Origin of the sequence: Mesorhizobium sp. M6A.T.Ce.TU.002.03.1.1, assembly GCF_003997275.1 — a bacterium.
In the GTDB taxonomy this organism is placed as follows: Bacteria; Pseudomonadota; Alphaproteobacteria; order Rhizobiales; family Rhizobiaceae; genus Mesorhizobium; species Mesorhizobium mediterraneum.
The window spans coordinates 1-22,290 of sequence record NZ_RZTI01000098.1 but is presented as its reverse complement, the minus strand read 5'-3'; the positions used below and the strand labels follow the sequence as shown (position 1 = coordinate 22,290).

At 62.3% G+C, this 22,290-nt stretch carries 19 protein-coding genes and 1 tRNA gene; 13 read left to right on the top strand and 7 right to left on the bottom strand.

Going from position 1 to position 22,290, the window contains the following annotated elements:
• The coding region (locus tag EOC93_RS24110; protein WP_281033158.1) for a glutamate synthase central domain-containing protein at positions 1-1,717 on the bottom strand (1,717 nt) is incomplete at its 3' end.
• A gap of 469 nt (positions 1,718-2,186) precedes the next feature.
• Here EOC93_RS24110 and EOC93_RS24105 point away from each other — a divergent pair.
• Entirely contained in the window at positions 2,187-3,239 is a 1,053-nt protein-coding gene (locus EOC93_RS24105; protein ID WP_127205841.1) for a low specificity L-threonine aldolase, read from the top strand.
• 75 nt (positions 3,240-3,314) lie between these two features.
• On the opposite strand, the gene EOC93_RS24100 is transcribed toward EOC93_RS24105, so the two are convergent.
• Complete coding sequence (locus tag EOC93_RS24100; protein WP_127205840.1) at positions 3,315-3,782, bottom strand: Hsp20 family protein; 468 nt, start codon at positions 3,780-3,782, stop codon at positions 3,315-3,317.
• A 541-nt stretch (positions 3,783-4,323) separates the two neighbouring features.
• On the opposite strand from EOC93_RS24100, the gene EOC93_RS24095 reads away from it, so the two are divergent.
• Positions 4,324-5,295: an alpha/beta hydrolase gene (locus EOC93_RS24095; RefSeq protein ID WP_127205839.1), complete on the top strand. Its 972-nt coding sequence runs from the start codon at positions 4,324-4,326 to the stop codon at positions 5,293-5,295.
• Between the two features lie 23 nt (positions 5,296-5,318).
• Here the strand turns inward: EOC93_RS24095 and EOC93_RS24090 are convergent, their stop codons facing one another.
• From EOC93_RS24090 to EOC93_RS24080, 3 genes are all read right to left on the bottom strand, one after another.
• Entirely contained in the window at positions 5,319-5,831 is a 513-nt protein-coding gene (locus tag EOC93_RS24090) for a DUF1579 domain-containing protein (RefSeq protein ID WP_127205838.1), read from the bottom strand.
• 113 nt (positions 5,832-5,944) lie between these two features.
• On the bottom strand, positions 5,945-6,718 hold the full coding sequence (gene hisN / locus EOC93_RS24085; protein ID WP_127205837.1) for a histidinol-phosphatase: 774 nt from the start codon (positions 6,716-6,718) through the stop codon (positions 5,945-5,947).
• 409 nt (positions 6,719-7,127) lie between these two features.
• Positions 7,128-8,069, bottom strand: a complete 942-nt coding sequence (locus tag EOC93_RS24080; RefSeq protein WP_095484227.1) for an N-formylglutamate amidohydrolase — start codon at positions 8,067-8,069, stop codon at positions 7,128-7,130.
• 162 nt (positions 8,070-8,231) lie between these two features.
• Between EOC93_RS24080 and EOC93_RS24075 the strand changes: the two genes are divergently transcribed.
• Positions 8,232-8,594: a response regulator gene (locus EOC93_RS24075; protein ID WP_006199474.1), complete on the top strand. Its 363-nt coding sequence runs from the start codon at positions 8,232-8,234 to the stop codon at positions 8,592-8,594.
• A 104-nt stretch (positions 8,595-8,698) separates the two neighbouring features.
• Positions 8,699-8,773, top strand: a tRNA-Val gene (locus EOC93_RS24070).
• Positions 8,774-9,443: 670 nt separating this feature from the next.
• Here the strand turns inward: EOC93_RS24070 and EOC93_RS24060 are convergent.
• The gene (locus EOC93_RS24060) at positions 9,444-10,406 is read right to left on the bottom strand and encodes a GDP-L-fucose synthase (protein WP_127205836.1); all 963 of its coding nucleotides are present in this window, start codon (positions 10,404-10,406) and stop codon (positions 9,444-9,446) included.
• Between the two features lie 145 nt (positions 10,407-10,551).
• Positions 10,552-11,706 (bottom strand): dihydrodipicolinate synthase family protein, encoded by a 1,155-nt coding sequence (locus EOC93_RS24055; RefSeq protein ID WP_127205835.1) that lies wholly within the window; start codon positions 11,704-11,706, stop codon positions 10,552-10,554.
• Between the two features lie 239 nt (positions 11,707-11,945).
• Between EOC93_RS24055 and EOC93_RS24050 the strand changes: the two genes are divergently transcribed.
• The 9 genes from EOC93_RS24050 to EOC93_RS24010 form a co-directional block, all read left to right on the top strand.
• Positions 11,946-12,989: a LacI family DNA-binding transcriptional regulator gene (locus EOC93_RS24050; protein ID WP_095484057.1), complete on the top strand. Its 1,044-nt coding sequence runs from the start codon at positions 11,946-11,948 to the stop codon at positions 12,987-12,989.
• Positions 12,986-14,002: a Gfo/Idh/MocA family oxidoreductase gene (locus EOC93_RS24045; protein WP_127205834.1), complete on the top strand. Its 1,017-nt coding sequence runs from the start codon at positions 12,986-12,988 to the stop codon at positions 14,000-14,002. The genes EOC93_RS24050 and EOC93_RS24045 overlap by 4 nt, the downstream gene beginning before the upstream one ends.
• Entirely contained in the window at positions 13,999-15,600 is a 1,602-nt protein-coding gene (locus EOC93_RS24040) for an acyl CoA:acetate/3-ketoacid CoA transferase (protein WP_095484055.1), read from the top strand. Before EOC93_RS24045 ends, EOC93_RS24040 begins: the two co-directional genes overlap by 4 nt.
• A complete protein-coding gene (locus EOC93_RS24035) occupies positions 15,593-16,369 on the top strand; it encodes an enoyl-CoA hydratase/isomerase family protein (protein WP_095484054.1) in 777 nt (258 codons plus the stop codon). The genes EOC93_RS24040 and EOC93_RS24035 overlap by 8 nt, the downstream gene beginning before the upstream one ends.
• A 19-nt stretch (positions 16,370-16,388) precedes the next feature.
• Positions 16,389-17,900: an aldehyde dehydrogenase family protein gene (locus EOC93_RS24030; protein ID WP_127205833.1), complete on the top strand. Its 1,512-nt coding sequence runs from the start codon at positions 16,389-16,391 to the stop codon at positions 17,898-17,900.
• A gap of 59 nt (positions 17,901-17,959) precedes the next feature.
• A complete protein-coding gene (locus EOC93_RS24025) occupies positions 17,960-19,213 on the top strand; it encodes an ABC transporter substrate-binding protein (protein WP_095484052.1) in 1,254 nt (417 codons plus the stop codon).
• Between the two features lie 176 nt (positions 19,214-19,389).
• Positions 19,390-20,346, top strand: coding sequence for a sugar ABC transporter permease (locus EOC93_RS24020; protein WP_095484051.1), 957 nt, complete (start codon positions 19,390-19,392; stop codon positions 20,344-20,346).
• Complete coding sequence (locus EOC93_RS24015) at positions 20,343-21,287, top strand: carbohydrate ABC transporter permease (protein WP_095484050.1); 945 nt, start codon at positions 20,343-20,345, stop codon at positions 21,285-21,287. The genes EOC93_RS24020 and EOC93_RS24015 overlap by 4 nt, the downstream gene beginning before the upstream one ends.
• A gap of 4 nt (positions 21,288-21,291) precedes the next feature.
• On the top strand, positions 21,292-22,290 hold a 999-nt coding region (locus EOC93_RS24010), incomplete at its 3' end, for an ABC transporter ATP-binding protein (RefSeq protein ID WP_164759258.1).

Below are 22,290 nucleotides of genomic sequence, written 5' to 3'. Positions count from 1 at the left end.
TCACCAGCTCCTCGCGGATCGGGTCGATCGGCGGATTGGTGACCTGGGCAAAGTTCTGCTTGAAATAAGTGTAGAGCAGCTTCGATCTGTCCGACATCGCCGAGATCGGCGTGTCGGTGCCCATCGAGCCGACCGCTTCCTGGCCCGTCGTCGCCATCGGCGACATCAACAGCTTGGTGTCTTCCTGGCTGTAGCCGAACGCCTGCTGGCGGTCGAGCAGCGAAACGTCCCTGCGCAGCGCGCGCGGCTCGACCGGCTTCAGGTCTTCGAGGATGAGCTGGGTGTTGGCGAGCCAGCTTTTGTAGGGATGCCTGGTTGCGATCTCCGACTTGATCTCCTCGTCGGAAACGATGCGGCCCTTCTCCAGGTCGATCAAAAGCATGCGGCCTGGCTGCAGCCGCCACTTCTTGACGATCCTTTCCTCCGGCACCGGCAGGACGCCGGCTTCCGAGGCCATGATGACGCGATCGTCGTCGGTGACGATGTAGCGCGCCGGGCGCAGCCCGTTGCGGTCGAGTGTGGCGCCGATCTGGCGTCCGTCGGTGAAGGCCACCGCCGCCGGCCCGTCCCACGGCTCCATCAGGGCCGCGTGGTATTCGTAAAAAGCCTTGCGGTCTTGGTCCATCAACTTGTTGCCGGCCCAGGCTTCCGGGATCAGCATCATCATCGCATGGGCGAGCGAGTAGCCGCCCTGCGTCAGGAATTCGAGCGCATTGTCGAAACAGGCGGTGTCCGACTGCCCCTCATAGGAGATCGGCCACAGCTTGGAGATGTCGTTGCCGAACAGTTCGGAATCGACCGAGGCCTGCCGCGCCGCCATCCAGTTGACGTTGCCGCGCAGCGTGTTGATCTCGCCATTGTGGGCGACCATGCGATAAGGATGCGCCAGCTTCCACGACGGGAAGGTGTTGGTCGAGAAACGCTGGTGGACCAGGATCAGCGCCGTCTCGAAGCGCGGATCGGTCAGGTCCTTGTAATAGGCGCCCACCTGATAGGCCAGGAACATGCCCTTGTAGACGATGGTCCGCGACGACATCGACACGACGTAGAAGCCATTGTCGACGCCCTTGGTCTCCTCATGGATGCGACCGGAAATGACCTTGCGCAGGATGTAGAGCCGCCGCTCGTAATCGTCGTCGCTCTCGATCTCGGCGCCGCGGCCCAGGAATACCTGCCGCTGGATCGGTTCGGAAGCCGCGATGTCCGGCGCCTTGGACAGCGACGAGTTGTCGACCGGAACATCGCGAAAGCCGAGCAGTGGCTGGCCTTCGAGCTGCGCCACCTCGGCGATAATGCCTTCGATGTGCGCCTGAAGCTCAGGATGGCGCGGCATGAACACATGGCCGACGGCGTAGTGGCCGGGCTTGGGCAATTCGACGCCTTGGCTGGCCATCTCCTCGCGGAAGAAGCGGTCGGGAAGCTGCACCAGCACGCCGGCGCCGTCGCCCATCAGCGGATCGGCGCCGACGGCGCCGCGATGCGTCAGGTTCTCGAGCACAGCGAGCCCGTCCTTGACGATCTGATGCGACTTCACGCCCTTCATGTTGACGATGAAGCCGACGCCGCAGGCATCGTGCTCATTGCGCGGATCGTAAAGGCCTTGCGCGGCAAAGCCGGTATGGGTTCGCCCGATATTGGTCAGAGACGGATTTTTGACGGCTGGCGCTTTCGTCTGCGCGGCCGGGCCGTTCGTCGCAGATGGCGTCATTTCCGTCATCATCCTGTCCTCCATTCCCAGCCCTTAGGGCGCTGGTTTGCGTCGGGAAGCGCTTGGCTCCCCCTTCTTCCTTGCGGCACGTCTTGCGAAATCCTTGCGGACCAGGCGACCTGGTTCGCATCCGGTAATCGTACAGGCCAGAGCCAGGCTGTCTACCTGTCGCTCACGGCAACGGCCGGAGAGGCCCAATGATACGCCAATCCAGCCAGATGTGTGCGACAAAATAAGACAGCACTACTGTCCTAAATTTTTTATGACAGAAATCCCGGACGCGCACAAGACCGATTCATGAAAATCTTGGACATTCCACGACAGAAAATTACGCATAGCCATATCAGCACGTAACCTTCGGTCGTTTATCTCCACCGTCGTCTCTCCCTGGCTTTACCGGTTTTCCGGCACTTGGCACTTGCGAGCAGGATGCGAAAGCGGCCAAGGTTGCATGGATTTTCCCAGCACAGGCAAACGCATGAATTTCGCTTCCGACAATTGGGCAGGCGCCCATCCCAGCATCGCTGCGGGGCTATCGGCCCATGCCGGCGGCTTTTCCACCGCCTATGGCGACGGCGCCCTCGACCAGGCCGTCTACCAGCGCTTCAACGAAATTTTCGAGCGCGATGTCGCGGTGTTTTTCGTGGCGACCGGCACCGCCGCCAATTCGCTGTCGCTGACCACCTACAACAAATCAGGCGGCATTTCCTTCTGCCATCGCGAATCGCATGTCATCGAGGATGAATGCGGCGCACCGGAATACTTTACCGGCGGCTCACGGCTCTATGCCGTCGACGGCGCGCTGGGCAAGATCGATCCGAACAAGCTGGAAGCGGCGGTGGACCGGTTCGCGCCTGAAATCGTCCATTCCGGGCGTCCGATGGCGGTGTCGATCACCCAGTCGACCGAGGTCGGCACCATCTATTCGCTCAACGAGATCGCCAGGATTTCAGCGATCGCCAAGCATCACAAATTGCCGCTGCACATGGATGGCGCCCGCTTCGCCAATGCGCTGGTCGCACTCGAGACGACGCCGGCAGAGATGACGTGGAAGCGCGGCGTCGACATCCTCTCCTTCGGCGGCACCAAGAACGGCTGCTGGTGCGCCGAGGCTGTCGTGCTGTTCGATCTGGACCGCGCCAGGGAACTGGCCTTCCTGCGCAAGCGCGCGGCGCAATTGTTCTCGAAATCGCGCTTCGTCGCTGCGCAGTTCGAAGCTTATTTCAAGGACGGCCTGTGGCTCGACACGGCCCGGCACGCCAACTCCAAGGCAGCGCGCCTGGCGGCAGCGATCGAGGACTCCCCGTCGGCGCGTCTGGCCTGGCTGCCGCAAGCGAACGAGGTCTTCGCGGTGATGAAAAAGGCCGAGGCTGAAAAGGCGCAAATGGCCGGCGCCGCTTTCTACGATTGGCACAAGCCGCATGACTTCGACGGCCATATCAGCGAGGACGAGGCGCTCTACCGTTTCGTCACCAGCTTCGCGACCACAGCCGAAGAGGTCGACCGCTTTGGCCGGCTAATTGCTGGATAGCAGCACCTCATTCACCAACAAAAAGGGCGGCGCCAAGCGCCGCCCTTCGTCCCTGAGATCGTATGTGTGACGCAGCTACGCGGCGGTCTTGGCTTCGATCTGCTTGGCCTTCGCCGAAGACGCGGTGATCGCGATCTTGCGGGGCTTCAGCTCCTCGGGAATGTTTCGCTTGAGATCGACGAAGAGCAGGCCGTTCTTCAGTGAGGCACCGACGACTTCAACATGGTCGGCAAGCTGGAAGCGGCGCTCAAAGGCCCGGCTGGCGATACCGCGATAGAGCAGTTCGGAGTCTTCGCCATTGCCCTCTTCCTTGCGCTCACCCTTGACGGTCAGCACATTGCGGTGAGCTTCGATCGAGAGCTCGTCGTCCGAGAACCCGGCGACGGCCATCGAGATTCGGTAGGAATCCTCAGCCGTGCGCTCGATATTGTAGGGCGGGTAGGTCTGCGCGCTTTCAGGCTGCGCAAGCGAATCGAGCATCGTGAACAGCCGGTCGAAACCGACGGTCGAACGATAGAGCGGGGAAAAATCAACGTGACGCATAGTGTGTTCTCCTGTTGAGCAACAAGGTTTGCGTATGGCCGGTGCGAAACCCGTAACGGCGTTCCGGATAGGCCAGCGGCCCCGACATTGGCGGCCGCAACAGACATTTGGGGAACACGTGAAAGCATTTCAAGATTTCTCGATGAACGGCAGATGAACCGGGGCTTCGGCGGACGTTCAGCTAGGCGGCGCTAGACTGCTTCCAGGATCAAGGAACAGGCGGCGGTTACGGCGCCGCGCGTCCTCTCGGACACGCAAAGCACGCTGTAACACTTTGATTGCGCATGATCCCCAGCGAAAATCGGGTCCGATTTTTGGGGTTGTGCGCGAGGTGCCGCAACGAGGCCGACCGGGTGTAACGTCCCTTCCTCCCGGATCGACAGAGGCCGGAGGCACGCCGCAAGCTGCTTCCGGCCTCACTCGCTGGCTGCCCCGTTCAGCCCTTCCAACGCGTCCAGAATTCCTTTGCTTTTGATGCATGGGCGTCTATGCCTACCAAAGCTTGCGCCATGCAGGCAGCGACTCACAAACGCAGCGCCGAATGGACCTCTTCAACGAAATTCCCCACTTCCGCGAAATTCCGGGCAATCCGCTGCCGGAAAATGCGGTAGGTGGTTTCTTCACAACGCGCGACGGCAAGAATATCCGCTATGGCCTCTTTCCCGCCGTTGCGCGCCCGATGAAGGGCACCGTGGTCGTTCTGACCGGCCGCAACGAGTGCATTGAAAAATATTTCGAGACCATCCGCAATCTTGCCGACCGCGGCTTCGGCATTGCCACCCTCGACTGGCGCGGCCAGGGCGGGTCCGACCGGCTGATCGGCGACCGCGAGCGCGGCTATGTCCGCAGCTTCTTCGACTATACCAGCGACCTGGAACAGTTCTTCGAGGAGATCGTGCTGCCCGACTGCCGGGGGCCGTACTACATATTGGCCCATTCGGCTGGGGCGGTGATCACGCTGCTTGCTGCGCCGTCAATGGTGAATCGCGTACGGCGCATGGTGCTGATCGCCCCATTCCTAACCGTGCCCGACCTGCCGGTTTCGATAACCACCGTTCGCCGCGTCTGCTCGCTGTTCTGTCTGCTGGGCCTTGGCAAGCTTTATGCCGCCTGGGGTCCGCGGCCCAGGAAAACCATACCCTTTGCCGCCAACATGGTGACATCAGATCCGGAGCGGTATCGGCGCAACACGCTTATCTACGAGACCTACCCGCAACTGGCGCTCGGCGGCCCGACGATCCGCTGGCTGAAAGCGGCGGCGGAGGCGTCCGAGGCCATCAGCGATCCCGACTTCATCGCCAGGATCCAGGTTCCCTTGCTGGTGATCGCCGCTGGCGCCGACCAAGTCGTCTCGACCAAGGCGGTGGAAACCTACACCCGACGTCTGCGCCTCGGTTCGCTGCTAGTGATCGATGGCGCGCGCCATGAAATATTGCAGGAAGCCGACTTCTATCGCGAGCAGTTCCTTGCCGCCTTCGATGCCTTCATCCCGGGAAGCGACGACGCGGCCTGATTGGAACGCCGCGTCTCTTGGCTTTACGCCTGGCGAGCGAAATCCATGATCCAGTTGGTCTCCCAGTTCTTACCGCCATCCGGTGAAAAAGCCTGCTCCCAGCGCGCCGAGTTTTCAGTGATCCGCGACCAGAGGAAGCGAACCTGGATCGGGCGGCCGTCGAATACGTCTTCGCACAGGAATGTGCCGATGCCTGCCTCGAAGGCGCCGCGCATCGGGATATCGATGGTCGCCGGATTGCGGCCGTCGATCCACCAGATCGACCATTGTCTCGCCGCAGGATCGAACGTCCGCAGCGTGGCGGCGCGATAGGCGCCGCCGGGCAATTCAATGACATTGTCGTCGAAATTGCCGAGGCCGCCAAGGATCGAGTGCACTTCGCATGTCCCGCCAAACACGTCCCAGTTCGTGTCACTTTGCAGGCGCTTCTGCAACCTTCGATGGCCGACGTTCCAGCGTCCGAAGAAGAAATCGAAGTCGGCCCGGCCGTCTGCCGGAGCATCTTCGGAACGGCTGGTTGTTGATTGCGTCGGCATGTGAACCCCTCCCGTGACAGTATCTCCATAGCAGAGAGTTCCTGACATCCTCCTGTCAGGAGCTTGGACTAGCCTGGGCGCCTTGGGCCGCAATGGCCAACTGCCCAGCTGGCTCAGCCACGCAGCGCGGCCATCGCGGCGGCGTGAAGCTCCGGCGTTGCCGCAGCCAGGATGTCGCCGCCACCTTCCGCCGGTCCGCCTTCGAAGGTGGTGACGACGCCGCCGGCCTTCTCGATGATCGGGATCAGCGCGACGATATCGTAGGGTTTCAATCCGGGGTCGGCGACGATGTCGACGCTTCCCGCCGCGACCATGGCGAAAGCATAGCAGTCGGTGCCGTAGCGCGCGAGCTGGACCCGTTTTTCGAACAGGTCGTAGCGCAGGCGCGCGTCTCCCTTGAACAGTGCCGGCGTCGTGGTGAACAGCGTCGCCTCGGCAAGGCTTGTCGTCTTGCGTGTCGTCAGCCTCCGCGGCCCGCTCGGACCTTCATAATGAGCACCGGAAGCGTTGGCGTAGAAAAGCTCGCCGGTGAATGGTTGCGACATCATGCCGGCGACGGCATCGCCGTCGACCGTCAGCCCGACCAGCGTTCCCCACACCGGCAGGCCGGAAATGAAGGCGCGCGTCCCGTCGATCGGATCGATCACCCAGATATGCCTGCTGGAAATGTTCTCGCTGCCATGCTCCTCGCCGAGGATGCCATGATCGGGATATTCCGCTGATATCAGCGCCCGGATGACTCGCTCAGCCTCGCGGTCGGCCTCGGTGACCGGGTCGAAGCTGCCTTGCTCCTTGTTGGCGACCGCGCCCTGGCTGCGGAAGCGCGGCAAGGTTTCGGCTGCGGCGGCAAGCGCAATGCGCCGCATGAAATCGATGCTGATGTCCAACTGATTCTCCCGCGTTGCAGCGTGCTGGAACCGTCGTTTGCCTGTGGTTTTCCGCCAAAACAAGGGCGTGCGAGGATTTTTGCGCATCGACGACTGTTGCTCGAATGCAACGCTGGCGCCCTCGAAATACGATTTCCACATCACAGTGAATTAAAAACGCCTTTCGGCGGCTTGACATTTGTGCAGCGCACAATAGATTTGTTCTCGGACAGGTTTTCCTGTCCATGCCCTCCTTGGGCGTTTCCTCCCTAGACTTCGACCGTGTCGTGCAAACGATGCGGTCTTTTTTTCAGCGCGGCATCCAGCGCACACGCGCCTTTCCCGACCCGCACGCTGACGCCTTTATCTGGCACAAGATCTCTTTATTTGGCGCAGAATCCTTTGCAAAAATCGATTCCGATTTTTGGCATCATTCGGCGGCAAGCGGCAGATCGATAAAATCGTGATCGGGCATCGCCATCAGGTCGGCCGAGAATTGCGCCAGATCGTCGGCGAGCGCATCGAAGCCGGCGGATTTCTGGAACGTCCGCTCGTTCATGTAGAGTCCGCGATTGACCTCGATTTGCAGTGCATGGAGATGGCGCACGGGGCGGCCGTAATGCTCGGTGATGAAGCCTCCGGCGTAAGGCTTGTTATGGGCCACGGTATAGCCCATGCCGATGAGCAGGCCGATCGCCGTCTCGGTCAACGCTGCCGAGGCGGACATGCCGAAACGATCGCCAACGATAAAATCCGGCCTGAGACCGCTGTCACCGACCCTGATGCTCGCCGGCATCGAGTGGCAATCGATCAGCACGGCAAAGCCGAACCGTGCATGGGTCCTGGTCAGAAGCCGTTTCAGCGTCTCGTGATAAGGCTTGTAGACAGCCTCGATCCGCGCGACGGCTTCCGCCAGTGGCAAGCGGCCGGCATAGATGTCGAGCCCCTCTCCCACCAACTTGGGCACGGTGCCAAGCCCGCCGGCCACGCGCGCCGAGCGGATGTTGCAGAAGGACGGCACGGGCTCGGCGAACATGCGCGGGTCGAGTTCCCAAGGCTCCCGGTTGACGTCGAGATAGGCGCGCGGGAAGTTTGCCGCCAGCATCGGCGCGCCGAGCGCAACGGCGCCACCGAACAATTCGTCGACGTAGCAATCCTCGGACCGGCGGATGGCGTTTCGGTCCAGCCTTGCCATGGCCAGGAACCGGTCCGGATAGTGGCGGCCGCTATGCGGCGAGTTGAAGAGGAAGGGAACGCGCTGTTCGGCGCCCGACCGGATTTCGAAGGCTGGAACGACCGAAAAATCTTCGGCTGCCGTTTTCAATTTGAACGAACCCAAAAAAACCAATGCATCATGATTGGAAAGTGCCACCTCGCCGGCCGCATGTCCAGCATTTCGGCGGCTGAACCGCTTTGTTAAATGCGGATTGGGCTCTTCATCGTTCACTTGATGTTTACCGTCACCTCCTCATATACAGGATGGTTAACGGGCTGCCCCACGGCAGTCTCGGGTGGGTGATTCGGACGGGATAAGATGGCACGCATTCTACTGGCGGAAGACGACGACGACATGCGCCGGTTCCTCGTCAAGGCGCTGGAGCGTGCCGGCTACCAGGTCAGCGATTTCGACAATGGCGCCAGCGCCTATGAGCGGCTGCGCGAAGAGCCCTTCTCACTGCTCCTGACCGATATCGTCATGCCGGAGATGGACGGCATAGAACTCGCCCGCCGCGCCACCGAGATCGATCCCGACCTCAAGGTCATGTTCATCACCGGCTTCGCCGCCGTTGCGCTCAATCCCGATTCCAAGGCGCCGAAAGACGCCAAGGTGCTGTCCAAGCCGTTCCACCTGCGCGACCTCGTCAACGAGGTCGAGAAGATGCTGCAGGCAGCCTGACACGCTTTTAGGCGCATCTTGATCGACGAGACAGACCGGGCATTCTTTCCCTTTTCCCACTATTGACGCGATGGACCAAAAGTGGTGTATGCGCGGCTTCGGATGGGCGTGTAGCTCAGCGGGAGAGCACTGCATTGACATTGCAGGGGTCACAGGTTCAATCCCTGTCACGCCCACCATCCGAACTACAGTCCATCTCTCATAACTGCTTCGCTTTCGCCTCGGGTTCAAATCCGATCGTCGCGTCCGGCTAATGCATGTCGCGCAAAAGTGCGCAGCGGTTTTGCGATAACGACATGCATAAAAACAAGAACTTAAAGCGCGTCGCATGAATCCGTTCAAACGCGACGCGCTTTAGTGCCGGCGAGAAGCCATGAACGGGTCGGAGAGCGCGCGCCCGAAGCTTGGGAAGCCGTCCCGGCTCGAACCAGGACGGGCGATATCGGATCGGATCATTGTGGTGTTGGGTCTGGCGTATTTCCCGGCCTGCCTCCCCCCTTGCCTTCCCGGCACGGCACGTCGCCTGCACCGCAGCATTTGCCGCTGTAGACCGTTTTCGAATTTAACTTGTCGCACTCTCTCGTCACCGTTGTTTGACAACCCGCCAGCACCGAAGCTGAAACGACAGCAAGAAAGATGTTTCGTATCGCAATAGACATGAGAAGCTCTCCAAGATTGTCCGCGCTTTGCAAACGCAGTGCTTGGTCGCTTCTCGGCCCGTATTGGTTCACAAGAAAAATTGAAGGACAGTTGGAACGTCCGCGACGGTCGTTCGCTTCCGGGCGCCTTGCGACGCGCTTCAGGGCCGCCTAGGCGGTTATCTCCGGCGGCAATCAGCGTCGATTGAGATCAGGCCGCGCCGAGGCGGAGATCGCCCTTCTCGATATGCCGGAGAAACCAAGCATAGGTCTGCTCCAATCCACTCTGAAGCGAGTACTGTGGGCGCCAGCCCGTCGCAAACAGACGCGACACGTCCATCAGCTTGCGCGGCGTGCCGTCCGGCTTGGTCGCATCGAATGTGAGCACGGCATCGGCGCCGACAACGGAGAGCATGGTGCGGGCCAGCTCGGCAATGGTGATGTCTTCGCCCGAGCCAACATTGACATGGCTGTCGCCGGAATAGTTTGTCAGCAGCCAGACCAGAGCGTCGGCGGCGTCGTCGACATGCAGGAATTCGCGCATCGGCGTGCCCGATCCCCAGACCTCGAGGGTTTTGTCGCCGGCGCGCTTGGCCTGGTGCGCCTTGCGCATAAGGGCCGGCACGACATGGCTGGTGGAGAGGTCGAAATTGTCGCCGGGGCCATAGAGGTTGGTCGGCATCGCCGAGATGTACTCGACACCATATTGGCGCCGATAGGCTTGGCAAAGTTTCAGTCCAGCGATCTTGGCGATCGCATACCATTCGTTGGTGGGCTCGAGCGGACCGGTGAGCAAAGCATCCTCGGAGATCGGCTGTGCCGCAAACTTCGGGTAGATGCAGGACGAACCGAGAAATAGCAGTTTCTGCACCTCGTTGCGAAAGGCGCTCTCGATGACATTGGTCTGCATGATGAGATTGTCCTGCAGAAAATCGACCGGCAACCTGTCGTTTGCCAGGATACCGCCGACCTTGGCCGCCGCCATCACCACCGCATCCGGCCTGTGGTCAGCCATCCAGCGTCGCACGCCGGCCTGGTCCATAAGATCGAGTTCATCGCGGGATGCGGTCAGGACCTCGCAGTCCCCGCCCGCCAGCCTGCGCAATATGGCGGAGCCGACCATGCCGCGATGCCCGGCCACGAAAACGCGCTTGCCCTGAAGGTCGAAACTCATTGGCGTATCCCTATGCAGAAAACGGCCGCTATGACCATCTGGCGGCGGCGCGCCGGATGGGCCTGCGTCGGACGCATACCGCATACAGATTTGCCCAGACAAGGCAAATCGGAGATTTGGGCGAACTCTTCTAGTGGGATGGCGATCAGACGCCCGCCACGGCACACAGGCTCTTCATTCTTGCGATGGCAAGCTCCGGGTCGGCCAGCAATCCGGCCTGGTCGGCAAGACGGAACACATCGGCATAGTGGCAAATGCCGCGCGCCGATTGCATGCCGCCGACCATCGAAAAATGCTCCTGGTGGCCGTTCAGCCATGCCATGAGGACGATACCGGCCTTGTAATACTCGGTCGGCGCCTCGAAGATTTTCCGCGACAGAGGTACCGTCGGCGCCATCATCGCGTCATAGCCGGCGCGGTCGCCGTCGGCCAGTTTCGCCAGCGCGGCATTGGCGACCGGCGCGATGGCGTCGAAAATGCCGAGCAGCGCGTGCGAGTGCCTTTCGCCATCGCCCGCGATCAATTCGGGATAATTGAAATCGTCGCCGGTGAACATGATCACCCCTTCTGGCAGCCGGTTCCTGAGCGCGATTTCCTTGTCGGCATCGAGCAGTGATATCTTGATCCCCTCGACCTTGCCGGCGTGGCGTTCGATGATGGCGACCACCGTGTCGAGCGCGGTCTCGAAATCATGGCTGCCCCAATAACCCTTCAGAGCCGGATCGAACATGTCGCCCAGCCAGTGCAGGATGACCTTGCCGGATGCCTGAGACAGAATGCGGTCATAGATGCTGATATAATCGTCGGGACCCTTGGCGACAGTCGCCAGCGCGCGGCTGGCCATCATGATCGCCTTGCCGCCCAGGCCTTCGATGAAACCGAACTGCTCCTCATAGGCCGCGATGACATCGTCGAGCGTCCTGGCGGCGCCTGGCGCCAGATGGTCTGTTCCGGCACCTGAGGCGAGATCGGCGCCCTCGACGGTTCGCGCCTCGGCGATCGAGCGGCGGATCAATTCCCTAGCGTTTGCCCAGTCGAAACCCATGCCGCGCTGCGAGGTGTCCATCGCCTCGGCGATGCGGAAGCCTAGACGCCACAGATGATGGCGGAATGCCATCGTGCACTCCCAGTCGACCGCGGGATGGGACCACGGATCGGTCATCGCGAGGGGATCGGCAACGACATGGGCGGCGGCATAGGCGATGCGCGAAAACCGTGCGCCGATCACCGGCTGTGCCGGCTGGCCGACAAGGCGGTAGCGAGTGCTGCGACCGCCCTCTTCGGGCAAGGCAATGTCCATAGATCTCTCCCTTGGTCGCGCCTATAAATGGAACGTTCCAATAAATCAAGAACCTTTATGTCCCCGATCTCGGTCTCGCCGAATGCTGCATCGCAGCGACAAACCCTTGAAGAGCACCGGCTACACCCGCTAAGCTCCCGTTTTTCTAGCTCGGAAAAAATCCCGATTGACTCAAATCCAACACAGGGATTAGAACGTTCCAATAATTCGACCAGAAAATACCGGGAGGACGGATCTGGATGGCCAGCAGGCCCAAGGCGACGATACTCGACATTGCCCGCGAGGCGGGCGTGTCCAAGTCGACGGTGTCGCTCGTGCTGCAAGGCAGCGGACTGATCCGGCCTGAGACCGCGCTGAGGGTTCGCAAGGCGATCGAGGATGTCGGCTATGTCTACAACCGCGGCGCCGCCAATCTGCGCAAGGCTCATTCCAACGTCATCGGCATGGTCATCAACGATCTCACCAACCCCTTTTTCGCCGAAATGGCGGTCGGCATGGAGCGGGTCTTCCAGTCGGCGGGCATCGTGCCTTTCATCGCCAACACGGCGGAGAACCCGGTGCGCCAGGAAGAAGTGCTGAAATCGCTGATGGAACAAGGTGTCGCCGGGCTGATCGTGTCGCCGGCGCGCGGCACGACCTCAGGTGCTTTCCGCCGCATCGAGATGGCGGGCCTTCCGATCGTCTTCACCATGCGCCGCCTTCCCGAAAGCCGCATCCCAGTGATCGCGCCCGACAATCATCGCGGCGCCTGGCTCGCCACCGCCCATCTGATCGGCAAAGGGCATCGCCGGCTGGTCTTCTTCGGCGGCTCATCGGACCTGGTGGTCTATCACGAGCGGCTGGGCGGTTTTCGCGAGGCCTGCGAGGCGCTCGGCATCGCCAAACGCGATACACTCGTCGTCGAAGGTGAAACCAGCCGCAAGGGCGGCATTGCCTGTCTGGAGACGGCCCTCGCGATGGCCGAGCCGCCGACCGCGGCACTGTGCTTCAACGATGCGGTCGCCTTCGGCGTCATGCTGGCGCTGCGCAAGCGCGGGCTCGAGCCCGGTGCGGATTTCGCCGTCGTCGGCTTCGACGACGTGATCGAAGCCCAGCATTACATGCCGGCGCTGACCAGCGTCGCGGTGGATTCGGCAGGCCTCGGCGAGCGCGCCGCCCATGTCATGCTGAAGATGATCCAGTCGCGCACCACGCGCGCCGAGGATCATATCGGCGCCGTCAACCTCGTCGTCAGGGACAGTTGCGGTCCTGATCGCCGTGCGGGAATGGGGGACGCGGCATGACCGTGAAATGGGGGCTGATCGGCGCAAGCACGATCGCCAGGCAATTCGTGATCAACGCCATCCGCGCTCAGGCCGACGGGGAAATCGCGGCGGTGATGAGCTCCAGCCCGGATCGCGCCACTTCCTATGCCAAGGAGAACGGCATTCCGCTTGCCGTCTCGACGCTCGATGAATTGCTCGGCCCCGACATCGACGCCGTCTACATCTCGACCACCAACGAATTGCATCTCGAACAGGCCTTAGCCGCCATCAAGGCGGGAAAACATGTGTTGTGCGAAAAGCCGCTCGCGCTGACCAGCGCCGATGCGCGAAAGATGGTCGCCGCAGCCAAGGCAGCCGGCATCGTGCTCGGCACCAACCATCATCTGCGCAATGCCGGCTCGCACCGGGCGATGCGTGAAGCCATCGCCGCCGGCCGCATCGGCAAACCGATTGCCGCGCGCGTCTTCCACTCCGTCTATCTGCCGGAAAACCTGCAGGGCTGGCGTATCACCAGGCCGGAAGCCGGTGGCGGCGCAGTGCTCGACATCACCGTGCACGATGCCGACACGCTGCGCTTCGTGCTCGGCGACGATCCGCTCGAGGTTTCGGCGTTCACGCAGGCCGCGGGCATGGCCGGCAGCGGGCTGGAAGATGGCGCCATGTGCATCTGGCGCTTCAGATCGGGCGTCATCGCCCAGTCGCATGAGGGCTTCACCACCAAGTTCGCCGGCACAGGCTTCGAGGTGCATGGCCGCGAAGGCTCCCTGATTGCGAAAGATGTGATGACGCAGAAGCCGATCGGCTCGGTGCTGCTGCGCACGGCAAAGGGCGAAGAGGAATTGAGCTTTGATCGCGACGACCTCTATGTCCGTTCCCTGCGCCAGTTCCATGCGGCGATCGGTGGCGAAGGCCAGCCGTCGGCCACCGGCGAGGACGGCATCTGGTCGCTGACATCAGCCGAAGCGGCGTTGCAATCCGCCAAGTCCGGCAAATCAGTCCTGGTCGACCCGAAACTCGAGGGCGCAGGATGAGCAAACTCGTCTCCGCCGCGCAAGCCGCCAGCCTGATCAGGGACGGCATGGTCGTTTCCGTGTCGTCGTCGAGCGGTCTCGGCTGCCCGGATGCGGTGCTCGCCGCCATCGGTGAGCGCTTCGAGGCGGAAGGCCATCCGAAGGGTATCACGACGCTGCACCCGATTGCCGCCGGCGACATGTACGGTATCAAGGGCATCGACCATCTGGCAAAGCCCGGCCTGTTGAAGCGCACGCTGTGCGGCTCCTATCCCTCGGGCCCGTCATCCTCGGAGCCGCCGCAGATCTGGAAGATGATCGGCGACAATTCGGTCGCCGCCTACAATGTGCCTTCAGGCATCCTGTTCGACATGCACCGGGAGGCTGCTGCCAAGCGCCCCGGCGTGCTGACAAAGGTCGGCCTCGATACGTTCGCCGACCCGCGCCATCAGGGCTGCGCCATGAATGCGGCGGCCAGCGAGCCGATCGTTTCGGTGCAGCAGTTCGACGGTGAGGAATGGCTTTATTTCCGCTCGATCGTGCCCAATGTGTCGATCATCCGCGCCACGACCGCCGACGAGCGCGGCAACCTCACCTATGAGCATGAGGGCGCCTATCTCGGCGGGCTGGAACAGGCGCTCGCCGCCCGCAACAATGGCGGCATCGTCATCGCGCAGGTCAAGCGCGTCGTCGAGAACGGCACGCTGAAGCCGCATGACGTGCGCGTGCCCGGTGTGCTGGTCGACCACATCGTGGTGGCGCCCGACCAGTTGCAGACGACGCTGACACCCTACGACCCGGCGATCTCGGGCGAGATCTTCCGGCCGCTGTCGACGTTCCGCAACGCCGAGATGAGTGTCCAGAAGGTCATCGCGCGGCGCGTCGCCATGGAGCTTGCCGACGGCATGGCCGTCAACATCGGCTTCGGCATCTCGGCCAACGTGCCGCGCATCCTTATCGAGGAAGGCCAGCACGGCAAGGTCACCTGGGTGATCGAACAGGGCGCGGTCGGTGGCGTGCCGCTGCTCGACTTCAAGTTCGGCTGCTCGTCGAACGCCGACGCATTCATGCCTTCGCCACACCAGTTCATCTACTTCCAGGGCGGCGGTTTCGATGCGTCATTGCTGTCCTTCCTGCAGATCGACCGCCATGGCTCGGTCAACGTGTCGAAGCTTTCGGCGAGGCCACATGTCACCGCCGGCGCGGGCGGTTTTGTCGACATCACCGCGCGGGCGAAGAAGATCGTCTTTTCCGGGTTCTTCAATGCCGGCGCCAAGCTGTCGCTGGCCGATGGCGGCATCCGCATCGATCACGAAGGCAAGGTGAAGAAGGTGGTCGGCGAGGTCGAGCACATCTCGTTTTCGGGCAAGCGCGCGGTCGCGCAAGGACAGGACATCACCTATGTCACCGAGCGCTGCGTTATGAAGCTGACGCCCGCTGGGCTGATGGTGACGGAGTTGGCACCGGGCATCGACCTTCAGCGCGATATACTGGCGCAGGCCGAGATTCCGCTCGGTATCGCCAACGATCTGAAAGTGACACCGGACGCACTCTACCGGGAGCGGCCGATCGGCCTGTCGCTCAATGGCGGGGCATCGCTCGGAGGCGCACATGGCTGAACGTCTCGTCACCTTTGACACCGATGGCACCCTCGGCATCGTCACACTGCGCCGGCCGGAGAAGTTCAACGCGCTCGACATCCCGATGCTGCGCGCGCTGGAAGCCGCGCTTGACACGGCGGAAGCTGCGGATGGCGTCCGCGCCGTGCTGCTGTGTGGCGAAGGCAAGGGTTTTTGCTCGGGTGGAGATGTCGAAGCCTGGTCGCAAATGAGTGCCGCCGACTTCCAAGTGCAATGGGTGCGCTACGGCCATCGCGTCTTCGACCGGCTGGCGCGGTTGCGGCAGCCGACTATCGCCGTGCTGTCAGGCCATGCGCTGGGCGGCGGGCTGGAACTGGCGGTCGCCTGTGACTTCCGCGTCGCCGAGGCGCAGGTGAAATTGGGCTTCCCGGAAACCTCGATCGGCGTGGTGCCCGGCTGGTCCGGCACGCAGCGCGCGGTGCGCCGCTTCGGCGCGCAAACGGTGCGGCGCATGGCAATCGGCGGCGAGCTGTTCGTGGCGGCCGAAGCACTCGCTCTAGGCATCATCGATCGGCTGGTCGACACGGGCAAGGCATTCACTGAGGCCAAGGCCTGGGCCGGCAAGATCGCCGAGCGCGGCCCGTTGGCAACCGAAGCCGCCAAACTGATGATCGCGGTCGCCGAGGGCGAGGAAAGTGCTGCCGCCACAGAGGCGCTGGCCAGCGGCTTCATCGCTCTAACCGGCGATCTCAACGCCGGTGTCGACGCTTTCAAGGCCAAGCAGAAACCAGCGTTTTCAAGATCCTAGAATGCAAGTGGAACCTCACATGAACTTGCCTCTCGACATCGCCATGCCCGCCGAGGCATCCGCAGCACCGAAGACCTATCGGCTGCTGATCGATGGCAAGTTTGTCGATGCCCGCGACGGCCGTACGCTGGAGCGCGAGAGCCCCGGCCATGGCTTCACGGTTTCACGCTATGCGCAAGCCGGCGCGGCGGAAGTCGAGGCGGCGGTGACCGCCGCGCACAAGGCGTTCGAGGCCGGCCCCTGGCCGCGCATGAAGGCCGGCGAGCGCGCCGCGATCCTGCTCAAGGCGGCAGACCTGATCGAGGCGCGGCTTGAGGAGATCGCCCGGCTCGACGCGCTGGAATCCGGCAAGCCGATCGCCCAGGCGCGCGGCGAGATCGGCGGCGCCGTCGATATCTGGCGTTATGCGGCATCCCTTGCCCGCACGCTGCATGGCGAAACCTACGCCAATCTCGGCGACGCCATGCTGGGCGTCGTGCTGCGCGAACCGATCGGCGTCGTCTCGATCATCACGCCATGGAATTTTCCGTTCCTCATCGTCAGCCAGAAACTGCCGTTTGCGCTCGCCGCCGGCTGCACGGCGGTGGTCAAGCCGAGCGAGATGACCTCGGCCTCGACCTTCGTGCTCGGCGACATCCTGATGCAGGCCGGCTTGCCGGATGGCGTCGTCAACATCCTCGCTGGCCTGGGCGCCGATGTCGGCGCGGCGATGGTCAGCCATCTGCTGGTCGAGATGGTGTCGTTCACCGGCTCCACTCGGGTCGGCAAGATGACCATGGGATCGGCTGCGAGCACGCTGAAGAAGGTTTCGATGGAGCTCGGCGGCAAGAACGGCCAGATCGTCTTTCCCGACGCCGACCTCGAAGCCGCCGCCGACGCAGCGGTGTTCGGCGGCTTTTTCAACGCCGGCGAATGCTGCAACGCCGGCAGCCGGCTGATCGTCCACGAGGCGATCGCCGACGACTTCCTTGGCGCAGTGAAGGCGCTCACCGCCCGGGTCACCGTCGGCGATCCACTCGATGACGGCACCAAGGTCGGCGCGATGATCTCTTCCGAGCACCTGGCCAAGGTCACCGGATACGTGACGGCGGCGGCAAACGACGGCAGCAGCGTCTATAGCGGCGGCAAGCAGATCGCCTCCAGTGCCGGTCAATATCTCGACCCGACCATTCTTCGCGGCGTAACCGAAGACATGGCCATTGCACGCGAGGAAGTGTTCGGCCCGGTGCTCTCAGTGCTGACCTTTGAATCGATTGAAAAGGCGTTGCGCATCGCCAACAACACGCCCTATGGTTTATCGGCGGGCGTGTGGAGCGCCAGCATCGACACCTGCATGTCGGTGGCGCGGAATGTGCGTTCGGGAACCGTTTGGGTGAACACGTTCATGGAAGGTTATCCCGAGCTGCCTTTCGGAGGCTACAAGCAGTCCGGTCTCGGACGCGAACTCGGCAAGCGCGCCGTCGAGGATTATACCGAGGAAAAGACAATCCAGTTTCATCGTGGCCAGCGCACCGGATGGTGGGTCGGCTGAGTTGGGAAGAACCCGGCGGGCAACCGCCGGTCGTGTAGATGTAACAAGGGAGGAAGTACATGTTGCGCAAACTGCTTATCGGAACGGCTCTCGGGTCGGGCCTTGCGTTCGCGGCCCACGCCCAAGACGTCAAGGAAGTTGAGATGCTGCATTGGTGGACGTCGGGCGGCGAAGCGGCTGCTTTGAACGTGCTCAAGGAAGATCTGTCCAAGCAAGGCTTTGCCTGGAAGGACGTGCCCGTGGCTGGCGGCGGCGGCGACGCCGCCATGACCGCGCTGAAGGCGATGGTCGCGGCCGGCAATTACCCGACCGCCTCGCAGATGCTCGGATATACCGTGCTCGATTATGCCGCAGCCGGCGTGATGGGCGACCTGACCGAGACGGCGGTAAAGGAAGGCTGGGACAAGTCCGTTCCGGCCGCCCTGCAGAAATTCTCGGTCTATGACGGCAAGTGGGTCGCGGCTCCGGTCAACGTCCACTCGGTCAACTGGCTGTGGATCAACAAGGCCGTGATGGACAAGATCGGCGGCACCGAGCCCAAGACCTTCGACGACTTCATCGCGCTGCTCGACAAGGCCAAGGCGGCGGGCGTCATCCCGCTCGCGCTCGGCGGCCAGAACTGGCAGGAGGCCACCATGTTCGATTCGGTCGTGCTGTCGACCGGCGGACCTGAGTTCTACAAAAAGGCCTTCAACGACCTCGACGAAGAGCAGCTGAAGTCCGACACGATGAAGAAGTCGTTCGACAACCTCGCCAAGCTTGTCACCTATGTCGACCCGAACTTCTCGGGCCGCGATTGGAACCTCGCCACCGCCATGGTCATCAAGGGCGATGCCTTGGTGCAGGTCATGGGCGATTGGGCCAAGGGCGAATTCAACGCCGCCAAGAAGACCCCGGGCACCGACTTCCTGTGCTACCGCTTCCCGGGCACCGATGGCAGCGTGGTCTACAACTCCGACATGTTCGGCATGTTCGATGTTCCGGACGACCGCAAGGCCGCCCAGGCCGCCTTGGCCACCGCCACTTTGTCGAAGAGCTTCCAGTCGGCCTTCAACGTCGTCAAGGGCTCGGTCCCGGCCCGCACCGACGTGCCTGACACCGACTTCGACGCTTGCGGTAAGAAGGGCATGGCCGACCTGAAGGCCGCCAATGAGGGCGGCACGCTGTTTGGTTCGCTCGCGCAAGGCTATGGCGCGCCTCCGGCGGTCGCCAATGCCTATAAGGACGTCGTCTCGAAATTCGTCCACGGCCAGATCAAGACCTCGGACGAGGCCGTGACCCAGCTGGTCAACGCGATCGAAGACGCCAAGTAAAACCAGGCATGGAAGGCCTTCCCCGCTCCGGCGGGGAAGACTCCAACATGCGAAAATGGTCGGCATCTCGCCGGGATATGCCAAGCGATTGGCGCCGGCGATTCACCAATCACACCCGTCTGGACGGGGTCATCCTTTCCGCCTGGCGGTGAAGGGACTCGAAACGGGAGGAGCCCATGACTACGGTCGCGACCCAGATCAAGCTGACGCCGGAGCATAACGCTCGCCCGGGTGCCTCCATGCGTTCGCGCCTGCAGGACGCGCTGCCGAAGCTCGTGCTGGCGCCAAGCTTTGCGATCACTGTTGTCTTCGTCTACGGCTTCATCCTGTGGACGGTCTATCTGTCCTTCACCAACTCCAAGACCTTCCCGTCCTATGCCATTACAGGGTCACGCGCCTATCAGCGGCTGTGGCGCTGGACCTTCGAGAGCGACCCGCCATCGAGCTGGTACACGTCGATCACCAATATGGGCATCTTCGGTTTTCTCTACATCTTCATCTGCCTGGCGCTCGGCTTGTTCCTGGCGATCCTGCTGGACCAAAAGATCCGCGGCGAAGGCATGTTGCGCCCGATCTATCTCTACCCGATGGCGCTGTCCTTCATCGTCACCGGCGTCGCCTGGAAATGGTTCCTCGATCCCGGGCTCGGCCTCGAGCAGACGCTGCATCAATGGGGCTGGACGAGCTTCCATTTCGACTGGATCAAGAACAAGGATTTCGTCATCTACACCGTGGTGATCGCCGGCGTCTGGCAGGCCTCGGGGTTCATCATGGCGATGTTCCTCGCCGGCCTGCGTGGCATCGACGGCGAGATCATGAAGGCGGCGCAGATCGACGGCGCCACCACGTTCCAGCTCTATCGCCGGATCGTCATCCCGCTGCTGCGGCCGGTGTTCCTGTCGGCCTTCATCGTGCTCGCCCACCTCGCCATCAAGTCCTACGATTTGGTCGTCGCGCTGACCAGTGGCGGACCGGGCGGCTCGGCCTGGCTGCCGTCGAACTTCATGTATGAGTACACCTTCAAGCGCAACGAAATGGCTGTCGGCTCAGCCAGTGCTGTGATCATGCTGATGACCATCACCGCGATCATCGTGCCCTATCTCTACTCCGAGCTCAGGGAGAAGCCGCGATGAGCGTCATTGCCACTCCCGCTCGCCAGAGCACTGGCGGCATCAGCGCCAGGACCGTCAACCGCGTTGTCATCTACGGCCTGCTGGCGCTGTTCGCGCTGTTCTACCTGATGCCGCTATTCGTCATGCTGGTGACCTCGTTCAAGACCATGGACGAGATCCAGAACGGCAACATGCTGGCGCTGCCGCAGGCGCCGACCTTCGAGCCATGGCTGAAGGCCTGGGGCGAGACCTGCGTCGGCCTCACCTGCGCCGGCATCAAGGGCTATTTCTGGAATTCCATCAAGATGGTGGTTCCGGCGGTGCTGATCTCGACGCTGCTCGGCGCGCTCAACGGCTATGTCCTGACCAAATGGCGCTTCCGCGGCCACACGCTGGTGTTCGGGCTGATGCTGTTTGCCTGCTTCATTCCGTTCCAGTCGGTGCTGTTGCCGATGGCGACGATCCTCGGCAGCCTCGGCCGTTTCGGCGTGACGTTGCGGAACGCAACGGGGCTGTCATTCGGCTTGGGCAACCCGACGGTCAACCTGGTCTTTGTCCACGTCGTCTACGGGCTTGGCTTCACCACTTTGTTCTTCCGCAACTATTACGAGGCGTTCCCGACCGAACTGGTCAAGGCGGCGCAGGTCGACGGGGCCAGCTTCTTCCAGATTTTCCGGCGCATCATGCTGCCGAATTCGATGCCGATCTTCGTCGTCACCGTCATCTACCAGTTCACCAACATCTGGAACGACTTCCTGTTCGCCTCCGCCTATGCCGGCACCGGTGACGCGATGCCGATGACCGTGGCGCTGAACAACGTCGTCAACACCTCGACCGGCGTCGTCGAATACAACGTCAACATGGCGGCGGCGATGATCGCCGCACTGCCGACCCTTCTCGTCTACGTGGTCGCTGGCCGCTATTTTGTGCGCGGCCTGATGGCCGGCGCCGTCAAAGGATAATCGAATGGCTTTTCTCGAAATCAATGGGCTGAGGAAGCGGTTCGGATCGGTCGAAATCCTGAAGGGCATTGACGTCGATCTCGAAAAGGGCGGCTTCCTCGTGCTGGTCGGCCCGTCCGGCTGCGGCAAGTCGACATTGCTCAACACCATCGCCGGCCTGGAAACCATCACCGAAGGCGAAATCCGCGTCGACGGCCGGACGATCAACGATCTCCATCCCTCGAAGCGCGACATCGCCATGGTGTTCCAGAGCTATGCGCTCTATCCGAACATGACTGTCGCCGGAAACATTGCCTTCGGCATGGAAATGCGCGGCGTGCCGGCTCAGGAGCGCCAGAAGGCGATCGACAAGGTGGCGAAGGTGCTGCAGATCGGCCACCTCCTGCAGCGCAAGCCGAGCCAGCTTTCCGGCGGCCAGCGCCAGCGCGTTGCCATGGGCCGCGCGCTGGTGCGCGACCCCAAGCTCTTTCTCTTCGACGAGCCGCTCTCCAATCTCGACGCCAAGCTGCGTGTCGACATGCGTATCGAGATCAAGCGCCTGCACGCGACCACCGGCACAACGATAGTCTACGTTACCCACGATCAGATCGAGGCGATGACGCTGGCCACCAAGATCGCGGTGATGCGCGACGGCGAGGTGCAGCAGTTCGGCACGCCGGCCGAAATCTATAACAACCCGACCAATTTGTTCGTTGCCGACTTCATGGGTTCACCGGCCATGAACCTGATCCCGGCGACGATCGGCGGCAATGGCAATGCACTTTCCGTGGTGCTGCAGCGAGAGGCGCGCGAGCCGATCTCGCTGCCGCTGGCCGATGCGCCGTCGGGCCTGTCGGCATTCCACGACAAGCCGATCATCTTCGGCGTCCGCCCCGAAGCCCTGACCGATCCGGAAGGGGCCGAACGCAACGCATCGAACATCGCCACCGCCGACTGCCATATCGAAGTCGTGGAACCGGCTGGCTCCGACACTTTCGCGGTCACCAATCTGGGCGGCAAGGCG